The sequence below is a fragment of the Phycisphaerae bacterium genome (assembly GCA_041652575.1).
Lineage (GTDB): Bacteria > Planctomycetota > Phycisphaerae > Sedimentisphaerales > UBA12454 > UBA12454.
The window spans coordinates 57,213-74,094 of the sequence record JBAZHC010000007.1 but is presented as its reverse complement, the minus strand read 5'-3'; the positions used below and the strand labels follow the sequence as shown (position 1 = coordinate 74,094).

Below are 16,882 nucleotides of genomic sequence, written 5' to 3'. Positions count from 1 at the left end.
TTAGGAGTTTTAGAAATGAATAAACACAATAAATATTTCAGTTTCATATTTATTGTATACGCGTTTTCATTTTTATTTGTTGTTTCATTCTGCCGGGCAGAAAAAGCGAACTATCCTCGCCCGCAATTGTATGAACATTCCCAGCAACTTACGAAAAACTGGGAATTTGTCCGCGGCGATTTGGGGGGAGTATGGGAAACATTGAGAAGCGTGAAACTTTCGAGGGATTTACCTGTATGGCAACCGGTTGAACTGCCGCATTGTTATAATGCCTTTGATTGTGTGGACCCGGATGCTGCATATTATCAGGGGCCTGCATGGTATCGTACTAAGCTGAAAATTGAAAACCCATATCCTAATGGACGAACGCTGCTGCATTTTGAAGGTGCCGGCCAGAAAACAGAAGTCTATATTGACACGCAAAAAGCAGGTTCGCATATCGGCGGGTACGATGAATTTGTGATAGATATTACAGACGCGGCGGAAGCGTTTAAAGCCAATCCTGTTTATAAAGAAAATTCCGAAGAACATATTCCCACGAAAGGGATGATTCCCTTGTCGATTCGGTGTGATAACTCACGCGATGTAGAAATGATTCCTTCCGATTTAAGTGATTTTTGTTTGTATGGTGGAATTTACCGCAATTTAAATCTTGTATATGTGCCGGCGATCTCACTGGAACGTGTTCATATTCAAACCCAGCGTCAGGCAAATGGCGACTGGTCGCTGAAAGTCAGCGGACAATTGTATAATCCGCAATTGCTCAAAGACAAACTTTCAATTGCTATTCAAATTTTAACGCCGGACGGCAGCAGGGAATATCAGTCAGAAAAAACGCTGGAACCATGGAGCCAATCTGCTGAGCTTTTTGAAACCAACATTGCAACACCTGTGCTCTGGTCTCCCGGCAGTCCGAACCTTTATCAATGTGTTGTTACTTTGAAAAGTTCACAGGGACAAAATGTAGTAAGCGAGCGATTCGGTCTTAGACAGTTTGAGTTTGTCGAAAAGGGACCTTTCAAATTGAATGGCGAAAGATTATTGCTTCGCGGGACTCACTGGCAGGAAGATTCCGCCGGTTTCGGTGCCGCTCAACCTGATGAACTGGTTCGTAAAACTTTCCAGTTGATGAAAGAAATGGGCGTTAACTATATCCGTTTGGGACATCATCAGCAGTCGCAGCTCGTTTTAGATTTGTGCGACCAGACAGGTATTCTCGTCTGGGAAGAAATTCCCTGGTGCCGCGGCGGTCTCGGCGGAGACCGATATCAGCGGCAGGCGAAAGATATGCTGACCGCGATGATTGACCAGCATTTCAATCATCCATCGATAATCATCTGGGGATTAGGAAATGAAAACGATTGGCCGGGTGATTTCGAGACTTTCGATAAGGAAAAAATCAGGGCCTTTATGAGTGAACTGAATGACCTGAGTCATAAATTAGACCCGCAGCGTAAAACAGCTATTCGCCGGTGCGCTTTCTGCAGCGATATTGTCGATGTGTATTCGCCGTCGGTCTGGCCCGGCTGGTACTCAAAAGGAAGTTTTACAGGATACAAACAAGCTTCCGAAAAAGAGATGGCCAAGGTGAACCGTTTTGTGCACATGGAATGGGGCGGTGACAGCCAGGCACGACGCCATTCAGAAACACCTTATAAATTGCTTGAGAAATCCGGAAATGAAATTGGCGCAGACTATTTAAATATCAGGCCGGATGTTCGAGTGGTGGACGACGGCGACTGGTCTGAAACTTACATTTGCGACTTGATGGACTGGATACTAAAAGAGCAGGAAACCATGGATTGGCTGGCAGGGACAGCCTTGTGGACATTTACAGATTTTTCAACACCGCTTCGCCCGGACAATCCGATTCCTTTTGTGAATCAAAAAGGTGTTGTTGAACGTGACCTGACTCCGAAGGAGTCGTATTATGTATTTCAATCTTACTGGACTGACAAGCCGATGGTTCGGATATATGCACATACCTGGCCGGTGAGATGGGGAAAGAAAGGCGAGAAAAAATTAGTAAAGGTTTATTCGAACTGTAACGATGTTGAACTTTTTGTAAACGGCGAATCAGCCGGAATAAAAAAACGAAACAGTCAGGATTTTCCCGCAGCAGGATTGCGATGGGAAGCGGTATTTAAAGAAGGAATGAATAATTTAAAAGCTGTGGCTGTCAAAGGTGACGTTAAAATTGCAGACGAAATAACCTTACGATATGAGACTTGCCAATGGGGCGCCCCGGCTAAATTGATATTAAATGAGACGCTTCGTGATGGCGATACTTCAACTGTCAAAGCAACTCTTCTCGATGCAAATGGCGTTATTTGTCTGGATGCGCGAAATTTTGTGCGATTCGGTCTTACCGGTGACGGGAAATTGCTGGACAATCTCGGAACTTCGAGAGGTTCACGAAAAGTCCAGTTATATAACGGCGTCGCAATGATTGATGTAAAATTCAATCAGGGTTCTTCTGTTATCAGTGTGTCGTGCGAAGGACTTTCGACGGCTTTTCTGACTCTCGAAAAAAAAAAGAATAACGATGCTGCAAATGTTCTGACGCAGAAAACTTCACATCAGAAAGCATTGGAAACAGCTCAAATCGACCGGGATAGAATTATTCGATTGGCAGATTTTTATCTGAATATAAAACCGATTTCTATTCGGGATTATCCGGCTCCTTTCGATCAGGCAAGGCCCGGTGATTATTATTCTATGGGTGATTACTGGTGGCCTAATCCCAAAACGAAAGATGGGCTGCCGTATATACAAAAAGATGGTCAATCCAATCCGGATAATTTTACGAAGCATCGAATGCTTGTAATGAAACTTAAAGATGCGGTGGCATCACTTGCGGCCGGTTATGCCCTGGAAGGCAATGAGAAATATGTCAAAAAGGCGGTACAGCTTTTGGAAGTTTTTTTCCTTAATGAAAAAACTAAAATGAATCCGCATCTGCTTTATGCTCAGGCCGTTCCCGGAAAGGCAACCGGCCGCGGCACAGGAATCATAGATACGCTGCATCTTGCCGAAGTTACATTGGCAATAGAAGTTCTTCAAAAATCCACAGCAATGAAACCTGAAATTCTGTCCGGCCTGAAACGCTGGTTTGCCGACTATACTGAATGGATGACAACCCACCCTTACGGCCTTGCCGAGATGAACGCAAAGAACAATCACAGCGTTGCATATTTTCTTCAACTGGCTGCTTTCGCGAAGTTTACAGGAGATGAGAAAAAACTGGAAATGGCTCGTAAATTTTATAAAGAAATACTCCTGCCTTATCAGATGGATATGGACGGCAGTTTTCCGCTTGAACTTGAACGAACAAAACCCTACGGGTATTCGATATTCCAATTAGATAATATAGTCCTGCTATGCCAGTTGCTCAGAACTCAGGGTGATGATATATGGAACTATACTTTGAAAGACGGACGCTGCGTCGAAAAGGGTATGGAATTTCTGTTTAAATATCTAAAGGACAAAGACCGATGGCCCTATCCTCATGATGTTTTGTATTATGACCAATGGCCGGTTCGGCAGCCTTGTCTGCTGTTTGCCGGATATGCGATGGGACATCCGGAATACCTGAATTTATGGAAAACGCTGGATACTGATCCTGCTAATCCCGAAGTCCGGCGTAATATGGCGGCGACCCAACCGCTTCTGTGGTTTATGAAAATGGAAGAAGTGCCATTATTTAAGACATCTCCCAATCTTTAGGCACAGATTAATTAATCATCCATGAAAAAGTTAATACTGCTCAAAATTCCCCTAAAAAAGTCCGCTAAAATCACAAAATTATTATTTAAAAACCGTCCAAACTTCATCCTTTTGTGTATACATCTACAGCCATAACCTATTTAATTTAAGGCACTTAGTGTTTGTAGTCCGAATTAGTATATTAGTTAAAAGGTTTTAACCTCTATGAAAGTGCCGTTAAAATGTTTTAACCGGCAAAATTGTATTGACAACTTTACAATGGCATGATATTTTATATATGAATTTAAAGTAGCAGATTAGGAGTTTTTATTGTGGCGGTAACATTAGTACAAATCGCGGAACGAGCGGGTTTATCTCCTGCAACAGTTTCTCTTGCACTCCGTAACAAAAACGTCGGCAAGAAACAATTCTCATTAAAAACAGTCAGTAAAATACACCGTATAGCCAAAGAAATGGGGTATCGGCCCAATGGCATGGCGGCAAGTCTTGTTTCAAATAAATCCAATGCTATAGGTGTGTTACTCAGTTCTCTGTCCTTCGGTTCGGAATCACTGCTGGATGGAATTAAAAAAGAGTTAGTCTCCGATTACAGCGCTCTGCTTTGTGTCTATAATTCAGATGGAGAAAACGAGCGAAACAAACTCGACCTTTTAATGAGGCAGCGCGTTGGCGGTGTCATAGCTGCTTTTTCCGGCGACCCGGAAAGCATACCGGTTTATCGTGAACTGGTAGAAAAATACGATATGTCGATTGTTTTAATAGACCGTGCTATTCCCGGATTACATCTCCCGGTTGTTCGATATGACCATTTCGCAAGTACCTATCAGGGGACAAAAGCTCTTTTGGAACTTGGGCACAAACGCATTCGCTATGCAAGTGTGAGTATGGCCAAGATGCTCGAAAGCACTCAATTACGTGCCGGAGGATATATGAGAGCAATGCAGGAAGCAGGGCTTGGCAAAGAGATTCGCGTTACGGAGGAAATGAGCTATAAGGACTGGACAAGGGAAGAGAGGATTAAATTAATCGCCCTGGAAATACTTGATATATGGCGAAAAGATACCGGAGTAACGGCACTGTTCGTGGATAACGACTGGCTGGCTTATGAGATTCTCGACGAGTGCGGACGTCAGAATATACGAGTGCCCGAGGATGTTTCTATACTTGGGATTGGTGATTATCATTTCAGTTCGCTTTCCTATGTAGGCCTGAGCAGTGTAGTTTCGCAGCAGCAAAAATTCATGGGAGCAGCGGCGGGAAAATTGCTGATGGATATTATGGACGGAAAACCCTGGGATGAGAAGCCGATAATATTACCTATCGAAGTAAAACTAAGGAGGACAACACGAGTTGTCTGATAATTAATATGTACCGGGCATGTTGCTCGGTGCCGTTCGGCATACAGATAGATTGGAAGAAGTTAAGTTAACTTAATGTTTTGTTAGGAGGTAGAAGATGAAAAAATGTTTAGGTGTATTAATGTTATGTATTTTTTTGCTTACGCTTGGCTCGACAGCCAGTGCATCGACCAGAACATGGATTGCTACCAGTCCCGGCGACTGGAGCGTAGCGGCTAACTGGAATGGAACGCTTACTACTGCGGATACTGCGAGGATTATCACCGGCGATGTGACACTTGATTCAAGTCAGACTGTTTCCGTCGTTCAAATGGGCAATACTTCCGGTCCTGCGTCGAATTGTACGTTGAATATCAACTCGGGTGCCGATCTGACTGTCGCATGTGTTGCCACTACCACTGAGGTTTTTGGACTCGCAAGGTATTATGGCAGCGGTTCAGCAGTGACCGTTAACCACAGTGCCGGTACTGTAAAGGTCTCTAATACAGCAGGCACCGGTGAATTACGTTTTATTACGGGCAGCAGCGTGACAGGTGCTACGGTAAATTACAATCTGTCCGGTACAGGTGTCATTGATACGGAGATATTCAGCAGGGGTGTTAAACTCGTCGGTACTATCAATTTCAATGCCACTAGCGGAACGGCGTTGATTGTCCGGAACAAAATCAACAAGTTTGGGAAAATTTCCGAAGGCGGCGGCTTTAATCAGAGTCAGGCCAAATTGGAAATAGGCGCTGTTGATACTATCGCCGCGATAACAGTAGGTGATGGCTCCAATTCTATGGATTATACCGTTGGTACAGGCGGAACGCTGGCAATCGATATTGCTTCGGCAAGCTCGTACGATACGGTTCTTCAGTACGGAGACATTTGCAATACAGCAGGAGCAACCTTGAGCATTGACCTGCTTGGCGGCTATACGCCGGAATTGGGAAGCTTCTTTGATATATGGAAACTCAACGACCTGTCCAAAATGGGCAGCGGCATATTTGCTGTTGTTCCAGCGGGCTTCAGCGTTGCCTGGGTTGATACCGGCAGTACTGTAGAAGGTGTAACGACTTCTGATCTTGATGGGATAACGGATACTCTCCGTGTAACTGTAATCCCGGAACCGACAACAATCGCGTTACTTGGCCTCGGCTTACTTGCTGTAAGACGTAACAAGAAGTAGTGAATTAAGTTTTAATCTCAGGGTCAACCCGTCTGGCTGACCCTGAGAAAGTTTTATCAGGCTTTTAGTTTTCTCGTGTTTGGTCTATGTTCTTTGGGAAATTTAAGGCGACAGTCAGTATTGGTATAATTTGTTATTTTTTAATGAAAATAGGCTGGTGCGAATAATTAAGGTATAGGGAATTAAAGGAGTTTATGATGATGAAGAAATTAATATATTCAGTTATTGTCCTGCTTTTAGCTCAGTGCGGCTATGGCGCAGCTCTCTTTGATAATTTTGAATCCTATTTGCTCGAAGATATATTTGGAAACCCCGTATCTATCCGTCCCGCTGAGGAAGCTACCGGGATGATATGGAATGATTCTTTAAGCGGCGTCGATATTACTTACGTTCAAATTTCTGTTGATCCTTTCAGTTCATCAAATCAGACCATTAGAGGGTGTACCTACCGGGACGATCACAAATTCTTTTCCCTGACTGACCCCGGTGCAGGGCCGAGACCTAAAGCTGCTCATGCAGTTCTGCCGACAGACCTGCAAATCGGCCCAAGTGATAAAAAAACGGTTTTTTTCCGTGTCTATCGTCAGACGAACCGAATGGGACTGGGGTATGTAGGTTTGGCGGAGGATAGTTATCAGCCTTCCGGAAATGACGTTAACATGTATGCCCCGTTTTGGCCGGCGGAACCAAATTATTGTGCTAATTTTTGTGTACCATTGAGAATATGGTCGCATACTTCTTCATATCCTGAAATAACTGTTTCTTATGGTGAAGATAGTAAGGCGTGGATCAAGGATCACAGGCTTACCGACGTTCGGCCCGCTGACCCTAATATCCGTCTGCCTAAAGACACATGGTTTAATGTCTGGATGATAATCGACAATGCGACGGAAAAAGTTGATATATATATAAAATCAGCTTCAGGCCCCGCAGATAACAGCAATTTACTCGTGGCAGGTGCTGATTTTCTGAATCCGGTGACAGAGGCCAACGGATTAACAAAATTTGTGGTGGCATCTCCATTTGGAAGTACATCAGGCGAAATCAAACCCTGGATTTATGTCGATGACATCTATGTCTTTGACGGCAATATGCTTGTCAATCCGAAAGAGGCGATAGCTCCTTATAATCCAACTCCGGCTTATGGCGCAAAGGACCAGCCTTTGAGCATTACATTTAAATGGGATACAGCTATTGAGATTGAGCCCAATGGAACTTCGCGTACAGAACCCAATGTTACGGGACACTATATTTATTACGCGGCCAATTCGACAAATTATGGTCCTTATTTTGTCGATGCAACGGATGGTAATCCGGAGCCAAATGCAAGTTATGGGCCGGTTTCATTTAATTATGACGATGTTGTAACATGGCATGTAGAAGAACAGATAGACGGCAGCAGTGCAGGGGCCGGGAAAAATATTGTGGGGCCGATATGGTCGTTTGATGTATTCAAGAACATCCCGACAATTGTTCGCGGACCCTGGGATAAGGCAGCAAATGTAGGCGATTCTGTGGTCTTTACTGTAGATGCCTGTGATCCTGCCGGAGCGACTACTTTGCAATATCAGTGGTTCCAGGGGATTTCAGGTGACACGAGCAATCCGGTTACTTCGCAAGCCACCAGTCCCGATTATACTACTGACCCAATAATTGTCAGTGATTTTAACAGTTACTACTGGTGTCAGGTTACCAGCCGGGCGGCTTTGAATTCAAGTGCGGCTCAGTTGGTTGAAAAGAAAATTTTGGCGAAGTGGACTCTGGATGCGATTGGAACTCCGATAAACGCAATAGATGTTACCGGCAATGGTTATGGCGGTACAATTACCGCGGGAACCGGAAACATTGCTGACGTTACTGTTGTACCCGGTAAAATCATCAATGCGTATGATTTTAACGAAGGTAAATATGTTGTAATAGACAAGAAAATGGCTCGTCCGAATCTGTTTACGGTTACAGCGTGGATAAAGATACGCAATTTGAATTATGGAGACAGTACTGTCTTCGGATGGAATATACCTTCAGGGTCGTCTTCGAATCGAGCTTCGTTGTATGTTGAAAGCGCAGCCGGTGCTACTTACCCAATAGGCGTAGTCAGGTTCAGCCAGTATATTCCCACGGCAATAGATGTCTCTCAGGGGCCTAACGGCAATGTTCGTGTTGATGACGGTAATTGGCATTTTGTTGCGGCAACGTTTGATAACGGCTGGACATCTATATATGTAGATGGTGTAATTGATGTCAATTCGAGCATTACAAATTATAATGACTGGCCGGCAGATACAAACATGTGCATCGGAACAAGTCTTATCAAAGACGCCAATAGTCGTTTCGATGGAGCCATTGATGATGTACGGCTGTACAGTTATCCGCTGGACAAAAGCGAAATAGCCGCGATCTACCTCGAAACAGAACCTTTTGTTTGTACGGCAAGTAAAGCGGCAGATTTAAATGGCGACTGTGATATCAATTTTAAGGATTTTGCGATATTTGCTCAGAACTGGTTGGTTACGGTCGATTATCTTGATTTGTCAGTGCTTACTCAGGAATGGCTGGACTGTAAGCGTTATGCTACTACTGATCCTCCATGTCCAGGTCTGGTACTTCCTTAGTGTTTGATGTGATTTATGGTTTGAAATATTTAGAGTATGGCGGTCAGCCGTTAAGTAAAAGACAGGTAATTGTTTATTGTCAGCGGAGTACGATTATGAATAGAAAAAAGGGATTTACATTAGTTGAATTATTAGTGGTAATCTCGATTATTGCGCTGTTGCTGTCGGTTATGCTGCCTGCTTTGCGTTCTGCAAGAGAAAAGGCGAAACAGATAGTGTGTGCATCTCAACAAAAGCAATGTGGTTCAGGTTTTTTCTTATATGCACAATCAAATGATGATAAACTTCCGCCATCTCGATTTATGAGCGGACAATTTACAACCTCTAACCTGCCGTATTGGTCTTATTTTGCCTTCGAGATAGACCTCGACAAAAAGAGTGATCCGACACTTAGATTTCCCGATTATCTGAAAGATTATCCCGCTACTTCGTCTAAGCCGGCCTATGGCAATTCGTGGGGATATGGCAGCCTGTTTTATACGGGTATCATTAAAGAACCTAAAACCTTTTACTGTCCGAGTGCCCCTTCAGACCGTTATCGATTTTCTTCGTATGCCCCTCCGGGTCATCCCTGGCCATGGAGTTTTAATGACCCGACAGATACAGATGCACAGGAAAAACAAGTAAGAGTCGGTTACAACTATATTCCTCAGGCAAAAATCGAAAAAGATGCTGATGGTTTTCCTGCAATAGCTAAAAATCTGACAAAACTTGACAATACAAAAATAATAGGCACCGATGCTCTTATAACATTGGGTAATTTAGCGCATAAATTGGGCAGTCGTAAAGGCGTCAATATGCTTTTTGGAGATGGAAGTGTTGATTTTCGTAATAATTCAATAGCATTTGATTCCGGTTTATGGACTCCAAAAAGTTATCCGGATCTTAACCACTATAGATTGACCTTTCGTTCCGTCATACAGGCACTTGAAGGGGATGATCGTAATGCGAGACGGATTTTGAAATTGCCATAATGGGAATCAGGGGCAAGTGCGAATGTGCTGTCTGCAGCGAGTTCATACTTGTTCGAATTGAGGGTATAGAAGGGACGACGAAGAAGGCTCTATGTATAAAATTGCTAAAACAGCAATAAAAATCACATTATTATTTGTGTTTTTAATGCCATCCGTCCTATACTCCGATGTTTTGTTAGAGGCTGATGGTCCCGGCGATACCTATTCACTTATTGAATCAAAGGGATATGGAATCGAAGTTCCGGATTGCGGTCATCCGGTTGAGCATATTTCAGAGATATGGGATAATGAGCTTAACAAAAATGCTTTTGTCTTTTCTATTCATCGAGACCTTGACGATGATCGCTGCCTCTATTTTGACAGGCAGCGCAACGAGATAAAAACCTGGGGGCCATCCGGCGCATCAATGTACGCGACCAATGGCGAAACACATATCTACACCTGGAAGTTCAAACTGGATAGTGCATTTCAGACTTCGTCCAGTTTTTGCCATATCCATCAAATCAAACCCAGCGGCGGTGATGATGACGGCATGCCCAGTATTACGTTATCGCCGCGAAAGAACAGTCCTGACAAACTTCAGCTTTTATATTGTCCGGGCGGCGACGACCAGTCGCAGACTGAAATGGCCTCTGCTGCTTTGTCGCTGTTTAAAGGCGTGTGGGTTGAAGTGTACGAGCGATACCTGAATACTGATACCGGAACATACGAAATTGTCATTCGCAGAGTCAGCGATGGTGCGATACTTCTTTTCTGGAGGAGTAATAACATCGATATGTGGCGACTCGGTGCGGATTTTAACCGGCCCAAATATGGTATTTACCGCAGTCTGGCTAATATAGCCGACCTTCGCGACGAAGATGTTCGTTTTGCTGATTTTTATCTGTCGGAATCGCTGCTTTTAAATCCAGGAGGTCTGGAAGCGACTGCGGGCAATGGAACAGTCCGTCTGACCGGGGCGAATAATAATTCCCAAATAGATTTTGCCGGCTATAATGTATATCGTTCGACAACGTCCGGCAGCGGTTACAGCAAACTTAATACTTCGCTTCTGGGAAGTCCGGATTACACCGACAATAATGTTACTAACGGCATAACTTATTACTATGTCATTACAGCGGTTGACATATTCTCAAATGAATCCGGGTATTCAAACGAAGTCTCGGCTGTGCCGAGTGACAGCGGCCCGGCCGTTTACACTTACAACTTTGTGGGTATAACACAGTCAAATACTAATTATAATGCTTATGCCTGTGATGTAGACCTCTTCCCATTTTCCGGGAATTCCAGCAACAGGAATACAATGATCGAAGCCACAGACGCACAGTATGCAAATATTTCTGCTAACAATACAGCCGAATGGACTCCTGCTAATCCCGGTTCCGGTGACCAGACGTTGCTCTGGGTTGAAATGAAAATCAATCAATCACCGGCCAATATCAATAAAATTGACCTGACCTTCAGCGGCAATACAGAAGGTTCCGCCGCCGCGACCTACAGAATATATGTTATGAAAGCAGGTGCCGACTGGACACAGAATGCTTCATGGGTGAAGCTTGGCTCTGACGACCAGACTGTTCTGCCTGGTGTAGATACGAGGATAACCCGCTCAATTACCTCAAACATTAGTGATTACATCGATGGTACGGGCAAAATAGTCTGGGCAGTGTATGAAACTACAACTAACCAAATCTCGCATATCAATTATCCTGAAATGGCAGTTACAGGCAAGACCTGTCAGGATATTCAGACCGGCGGATATGGGCTTATCTCGGATATCAACGGCGATTGTTATGTGGACTTTGAAGATGTTGGCATAATAGCATCCTACTGGCTCCATAATGACTGTGCCGTTCTAAATGATTGTCAGGGCGCAGACTTTGCACCGACCGATGGCACTGTTAATTTCGTTGATTTCAGTGATTTTGCTGTAGACTGGATGCAGTGTAATAACCCGCAGGATCCAAACTGTACACCAACTTGGTAGTAGTATTAAGTTTGCAGTTTTGTTAAACAAAGCTAATATAATAACAGTCGAATCTCAGGGAATCTAAAAAAGGACAAAAGAGAATTATGACTTTACGTCAAAATAGATTTGATGCGTTTTTATGGCTGGTTGTATTGCAGGTGTTAACCTGTGCTATTAATGTTTACAGTAAAATCCCTGACGATGTAAAAGATGTATCAACTTTGCCGCGTGTGTTTTATCTGAATGGCGCATGGCTGGCGGAAAATAAAGTCCAAATCCAAAAAGGGGATAAAACATTACTGCCGGCCTATAAGCAGCTTCTCGTCGAAGCCGATGAATCCCTGAAAACAGGTCCTTTTTCGGTCATGGACAAAACATCAATACCGCCGAGCGGCGACAAACACGATTATATGAGCCAGGGTAAATACTGGTGGCCCAATCCTAAGACTGCCGATGGCCTGCCGTATGTCCGGAAAGACGGCTATGTCAATCATGAGAGTGGAACTGGAGCATACGATTATAATAGATTAAGCAGTATGAGGAATTCTGTGGAAACACTGGCGCTGGCTTATTATTTCAGTGATGAAGAAAAATACGCCGAACACGCCGCCGATCTTTTACGGATATGGTTTATCGATCCGAATACTCGAATGAATCCCAATTTAAATTTTGGGCAGGGAATTCCGGGTCGGGTCAAAGGCCGCGGAATCGGGATTATCGATACGGCGAGGTTGATTTCTATTATCGATTCCATTGGCTTACTGGAGTCAAGCCGTCACTGGAGCAGGAACGATCAGTCGGCCATGCAGGCATGGATGGAAGAATATCTGAACTGGCTCCGCAGCAGTCCGAATGGACGGGATGAAGCCTCTGCACGCAATAATCATGGTACCTGGTACGATGCGCAAGTAGTATGTTTCGCACTGTTTGTTGATAAACCTTCCATTGCAGAAGAGGTGCTTGCCAAAACAACAAAATCACGGATTGACTCTCAAATCAAACCTGATGGCCGTCAGCCATACGAACTTGAAAGAACAAAATCATTGGGCTATAGTCAGATGAATTTGAGGGGATTCTTCACGCTGGCACGGCTCGGAGAACATGTTTCTGTCGATTTGTGGAATTACCGGAGTGCAAAAGGGGCGAGTTTACGAAAGGCACTGGATTTTCTGGCAGGATATATAAATAATCCCTCGTCATGGCCGTATAAGCAGATTAAGAATGTCGACAGTGAATCGATTTTTGATCTTTTGAAGTGGGCGCAAATCAAATACGATGAAAAGATTTACGGACAATGGATTGAAAAACTGCCGAAAGATAATATTATTACCAAACGTGAGAATTTATTCTTTATGGCAAATAAAAAAGTTCAACTCCCTGATGTTATGCAGCCAAAACAGATTAAGGCCGTTTTAACTGCTGTTGCTGACTGGCAATTGAATCATCCCGACAATAGAGAAAAACACAAAGATACAGGCTGGGTGCATGCAGTAATGTTTACAGGGATGACCGCATGGAGCTCAATAAGCGATGATGTGAAATGTCAAAATTTTCTGAAGGAGGTCGGCCGGAAAAATCAGTGGCAGTTGGGGCCGCGCATATATAATGCGGATGATCATTGTATCGGGCAGGTGTATCTCGAATTGTACGGCAAAGATAAAAATCCCGGGATGATAGCCCCTTTGCGTGAAAGATTCGATTATATCCTCGCAAATCCCTGCAAGAGTCAGCTTGTTTTTAACCAGGAGAACATAAAGGATCGATGGTGGTGGTGTGATTCTTTATTTATGGCGCCCCCGGTCTGGACAAGACTTTCGGCAGTCACCGGCGACAGCAGATATATCGATTTTATGAATGCAGAGTTCAGGTTAACTACAGATTATTTATATGACAAACAAGAACATCTTTATTACCGTGACAGCCGTTATTTTACAAGGCGCGAAAATAACGGTAAGAAGATATTCTGGGGACGCGGCAATGGCTGGGTCATAGCGGGTCTGGCAAGGATATTGCAATATATGCCGGCCGATTTCCCCGACCGTCAAATATATGTAAAGATATATAAGGAAATGGCTGACAAAATTGCCTCGATTCAATTATCTGACGGTATGTGGCGGGCAAGTCTGCTCGATCCGAATTCTTACCCGATGCCTGAAGCAAGCTGCAGCAGTCTTTTTTGCTATGCAATAGCGTGGGGAATTAATCAGGGCATTCTCGATAAGCAAAAGTACCCGCCTGTGGTTGCAAAAGCCTGGGATGGGCTGGTAAAATGTGTTCATCCGGACGGAAAATTAGGCAGCGTGCAGCCTATAGGCTTCGATCCTAAAGAAGTTACCAGTGATACGACAGACCTTTACGGCGTGGGTGCGTTTTTGCTTGCCGGAACAGAAGTATATAAGTTATCACGATAGAAGGATGAAGAAGTGACTGACTATGCAAAACCTCTGAAGGAGTTAAAGCCGACAAAGAAATATCTTGTAGCGATAGACTCTGACGGTTGTGCATTTGACGCGATGGGCATAAAGCAGAGAGAATGTTTCTGCCCGTGGATGATAAGCTGTTTTGGATTGCAGCCGGTTGCAGAAGCTGCCAGAGAATGTAAAGAGTTTGCCGATTTGTTCAGCAAGACTCGCGGTGCAAACAGGCATAAAACTATTGTCAGAATTTTAACCGAACTTTTGCCTTCGCATCCGAAAGTAAAAGAGAGTGGTTTTGATGTGCCGAAGTTTGAGTATTACTGTAAATGGGTCAATAATCCCGAAAGTCTTTTGAGTAATCACGGTCTTGAACAGGCAATTGCGAAATCCGGCAATCCGCAGGAAAAAGCTGAGCTTGAAATTGCTCTCGACTGGAGCAAAAGGGTTAATCAGGCAGTTGCTGATATCGTAAAAAATATTGCACCGTTCAAATATGTCCGCGAAAGCCTGGAGAAAGCTTCAGCAAATGCAGATATTATTATTTGTTCAGCCACGCCGACAGAGGCTCTTGAAAGAGAATGGGCCGAACACGGCATAGACAAGTATGTGAAAGTGATAGCAGGGCAGGAGATGGGTTCCAAGGCGGAGCATCTTGAAATCGTCAGCAACGGCAAATATGACAAGGATAAAGTCCTGATGGCGGGGGATGCTATTGGGGATATGAATGCTGCGAAGCAAAATAATGTTTTGTATTATCCGATAAATCCCGGCAATGAAGTTGCGAGCTGGAAGAGGTTTCACGATGAAGCATTTGATAAATTTATCAGCGGCCAATATGCAGGCTCTTATGAGAAAAAACTCATAGAAGAATTTGATAGCTGCCTGCCTGAGAATCCGCCGTGGAGAAAATAGTGAATTGGAGTTTGACTAAGTTCCGCATATTTTACCATTCGCAGGCCAGATATAGATGCATCTGAACACAAATTGGTCTTTTAGCGCCTTGATTTTAGTGTGTCGCTATTTAAACGACCGATAATCACTAAGTCTTTATTTGATAAAGACTTGAGAAAAAACAACTCCTCTGGCTCCCGACAACACCGACAATCATTAAGGTTATTTTTAGCAAAATTTGCATCTCATATTAAGGTTAATATCAAGCTGTGTTTGTATCTTCAGGTTAGCGTATAATGCCCCCGCTATTTTGGTAATTTCTTTAAGGCCGTTACTTACGACTGGTTTTTTTTATTCGCAAAAATTGAGATTTTCCGGTCATGCTTGCCGAGCTAAATGATTGTCACTCGCATTTCGCTGCATTAGCTCGATGCGGGAACCAGCTTCAAAATTGCGATGAGTTTGTATAAGTAGGGATTAATGAAAATATTTAATTAGTCGTTAGGCGGTTTAGATGTGGTGCCTCTTACAATAAGCCGTTCGGGCAACTTAATTATTTGAGGCGATATTAGTTCAGAATGTTCCAATTGCCTTATTAATAATTCCGCGGCAGCCTGGCCCATTTCCTCAGACATCAAATCGATAAAGCTCATACTTGGGCTCATAATATTACAGGCATGCTTGTCGCAAAAACATATAATGCTTAGTTGTTCCGGGACAGAAATATTCAAGGCCTGAGCAATCTGCAGAAGATTAAGAGCCTCCATATGACCGTAAACTATGATAGCGGTTGCCTTGTCCTGTAAAACAGTTTTCTTTATGTATCTTACGGCGGAATTATGTAAATCTTTATAAGCTTTTTCTTCGGAATCATTCAAATTTTTATCAGTTTTTTCTGTCGAGGGCAGTCTTTCATGGCCGGACATAGGTGTTAATCCGTAAGCCTTCATTTGCTCTAAATATGTCTGATGCCTGTCGTATACGCTGCTGTGTCCTTTCAAAAACGCAGGAATAGGCACGACATTACTTTCGGCCCACCAATAATCCACGGCAACGCATTCCGGACCGGCATAAGCTATTCTTTTATGTCCGAGCTCAACAAAATATTTAATGGCTAATTTCATGCCATTGACATCATCCGGCAGAACCTGAGAACCCAATTTTCCGGCAGGACCGTTAATGACAATGTAAGGAATGTTTGTTCGCTCCAAATCCTCAACAGTCGCCGGATTGCAGCGAGCGAGAATTACAGCAGCGCTGACATGCCAGGGTGGGAGCTCGCTTTTATTTTCGTGGTGGAGAGACATATCGACGGTAATATTATAATCTTCAAAACCGGCATCAATCATCGATACGATTTTGTTGACCGCGGTTTGATAAATATCGCCGAAATCGTGCAATGCGTGACTGCCGCCTAAAATATGAATCATTTCCCTGTTCAGCTTGGACAAACTCTGCGCAATCAGATTCGGGCGATAACCGAGTTTCCGTGAAACATCCAAAATACGGTCTCTAACTTCATCGGTTACACTAAAACCATTGCCGATCTTATTATTCAGCACGAGGCTGGCCGTTGATTTGCTTACGCCGGCTGCTTTGGCGACATCATACAAATTTACTACATTACGACGCATTTTATTCTAATGGATATTCCCACTCTATATGGTACAGTATATTAAAAACCGAAAACTTCTGCCAGAATTTTACACCTTTTTCTGCTTTCGGATTAAATTTTGAGTATACCATCTATCTATATATATTGCA

At 43.6% G+C, this 16,882-nt stretch carries 9 protein-coding genes; 8 read left to right on the top strand and 1 reads right to left on the bottom strand.

The features are described 5' to 3' along the window. Positions 1 to 15 precede the first annotated feature (15 nt). From WC496_06775 to WC496_06740, 8 genes are all read left to right on the top strand, one after another. Complete coding sequence (locus WC496_06775; protein ID MFA5292723.1) at positions 16 to 3,726, top strand: alginate lyase family protein; 3,711 nt, start codon at positions 16 to 18, stop codon at positions 3,724 to 3,726. A 311-nt stretch (positions 3,727 to 4,037) separates the two neighbouring features. Continuing rightward, positions 4,038 to 5,084 carry a LacI family DNA-binding transcriptional regulator gene (locus WC496_06770; protein MFA5292722.1) on the top strand — a complete coding sequence of 349 codons (1,047 nt, stop codon included), beginning with the start codon at positions 4,038 to 4,040 and terminating at the stop codon, positions 5,082 to 5,084. A 97-nt stretch (positions 5,085 to 5,181) separates the two neighbouring features. Beyond that, the gene (locus WC496_06765) at positions 5,182 to 6,255 is read left to right on the top strand and encodes a PEP-CTERM sorting domain-containing protein (GenBank protein ID MFA5292721.1); all 1,074 of its coding nucleotides are present in this window, start codon (positions 5,182 to 5,184) and stop codon (positions 6,253 to 6,255) included. Positions 6,256 to 6,449: 194 nt separating this feature from the next. Next, entirely contained in the window at positions 6,450 to 8,867 is a 2,418-nt protein-coding gene (locus WC496_06760) for a LamG-like jellyroll fold domain-containing protein (protein MFA5292720.1), read from the top strand. A gap of 95 nt (positions 8,868 to 8,962) precedes the next feature. Continuing rightward, positions 8,963 to 9,841, top strand: a complete 879-nt coding sequence (locus WC496_06755) for a type II secretion system protein (protein ID MFA5292719.1) — start codon at positions 8,963 to 8,965, stop codon at positions 9,839 to 9,841. A gap of 91 nt (positions 9,842 to 9,932) precedes the next feature. Further along, positions 9,933 to 11,828: a hypothetical protein gene (locus WC496_06750; GenBank protein MFA5292718.1), complete on the top strand. Its 1,896-nt coding sequence runs from the start codon at positions 9,933 to 9,935 to the stop codon at positions 11,826 to 11,828. An 86-nt stretch (positions 11,829 to 11,914) separates the two neighbouring features. Next, a complete protein-coding gene (locus WC496_06745) occupies positions 11,915 to 14,221 on the top strand; it encodes a glycoside hydrolase family 88 protein (GenBank protein MFA5292717.1) in 2,307 nt (768 codons plus the stop codon). Between the two features lie 12 nt (positions 14,222 to 14,233). Then, positions 14,234 to 15,139 (top strand): HAD hydrolase-like protein, encoded by a 906-nt coding sequence (locus WC496_06740; protein ID MFA5292716.1) that lies wholly within the window; start codon positions 14,234 to 14,236, stop codon positions 15,137 to 15,139. Between the two features lie 473 nt (positions 15,140 to 15,612). Here WC496_06740 and WC496_06735 read toward each other — a convergent pair whose 3' ends face one another. Continuing rightward, positions 15,613 to 16,752 carry a LacI family DNA-binding transcriptional regulator gene (locus tag WC496_06735; GenBank protein MFA5292715.1) on the bottom strand — a complete coding sequence of 380 codons (1,140 nt, stop codon included), beginning with the start codon at positions 16,750 to 16,752 and terminating at the stop codon, positions 15,613 to 15,615. Positions 16,753 to 16,882 lie beyond the last annotated feature (130 nt).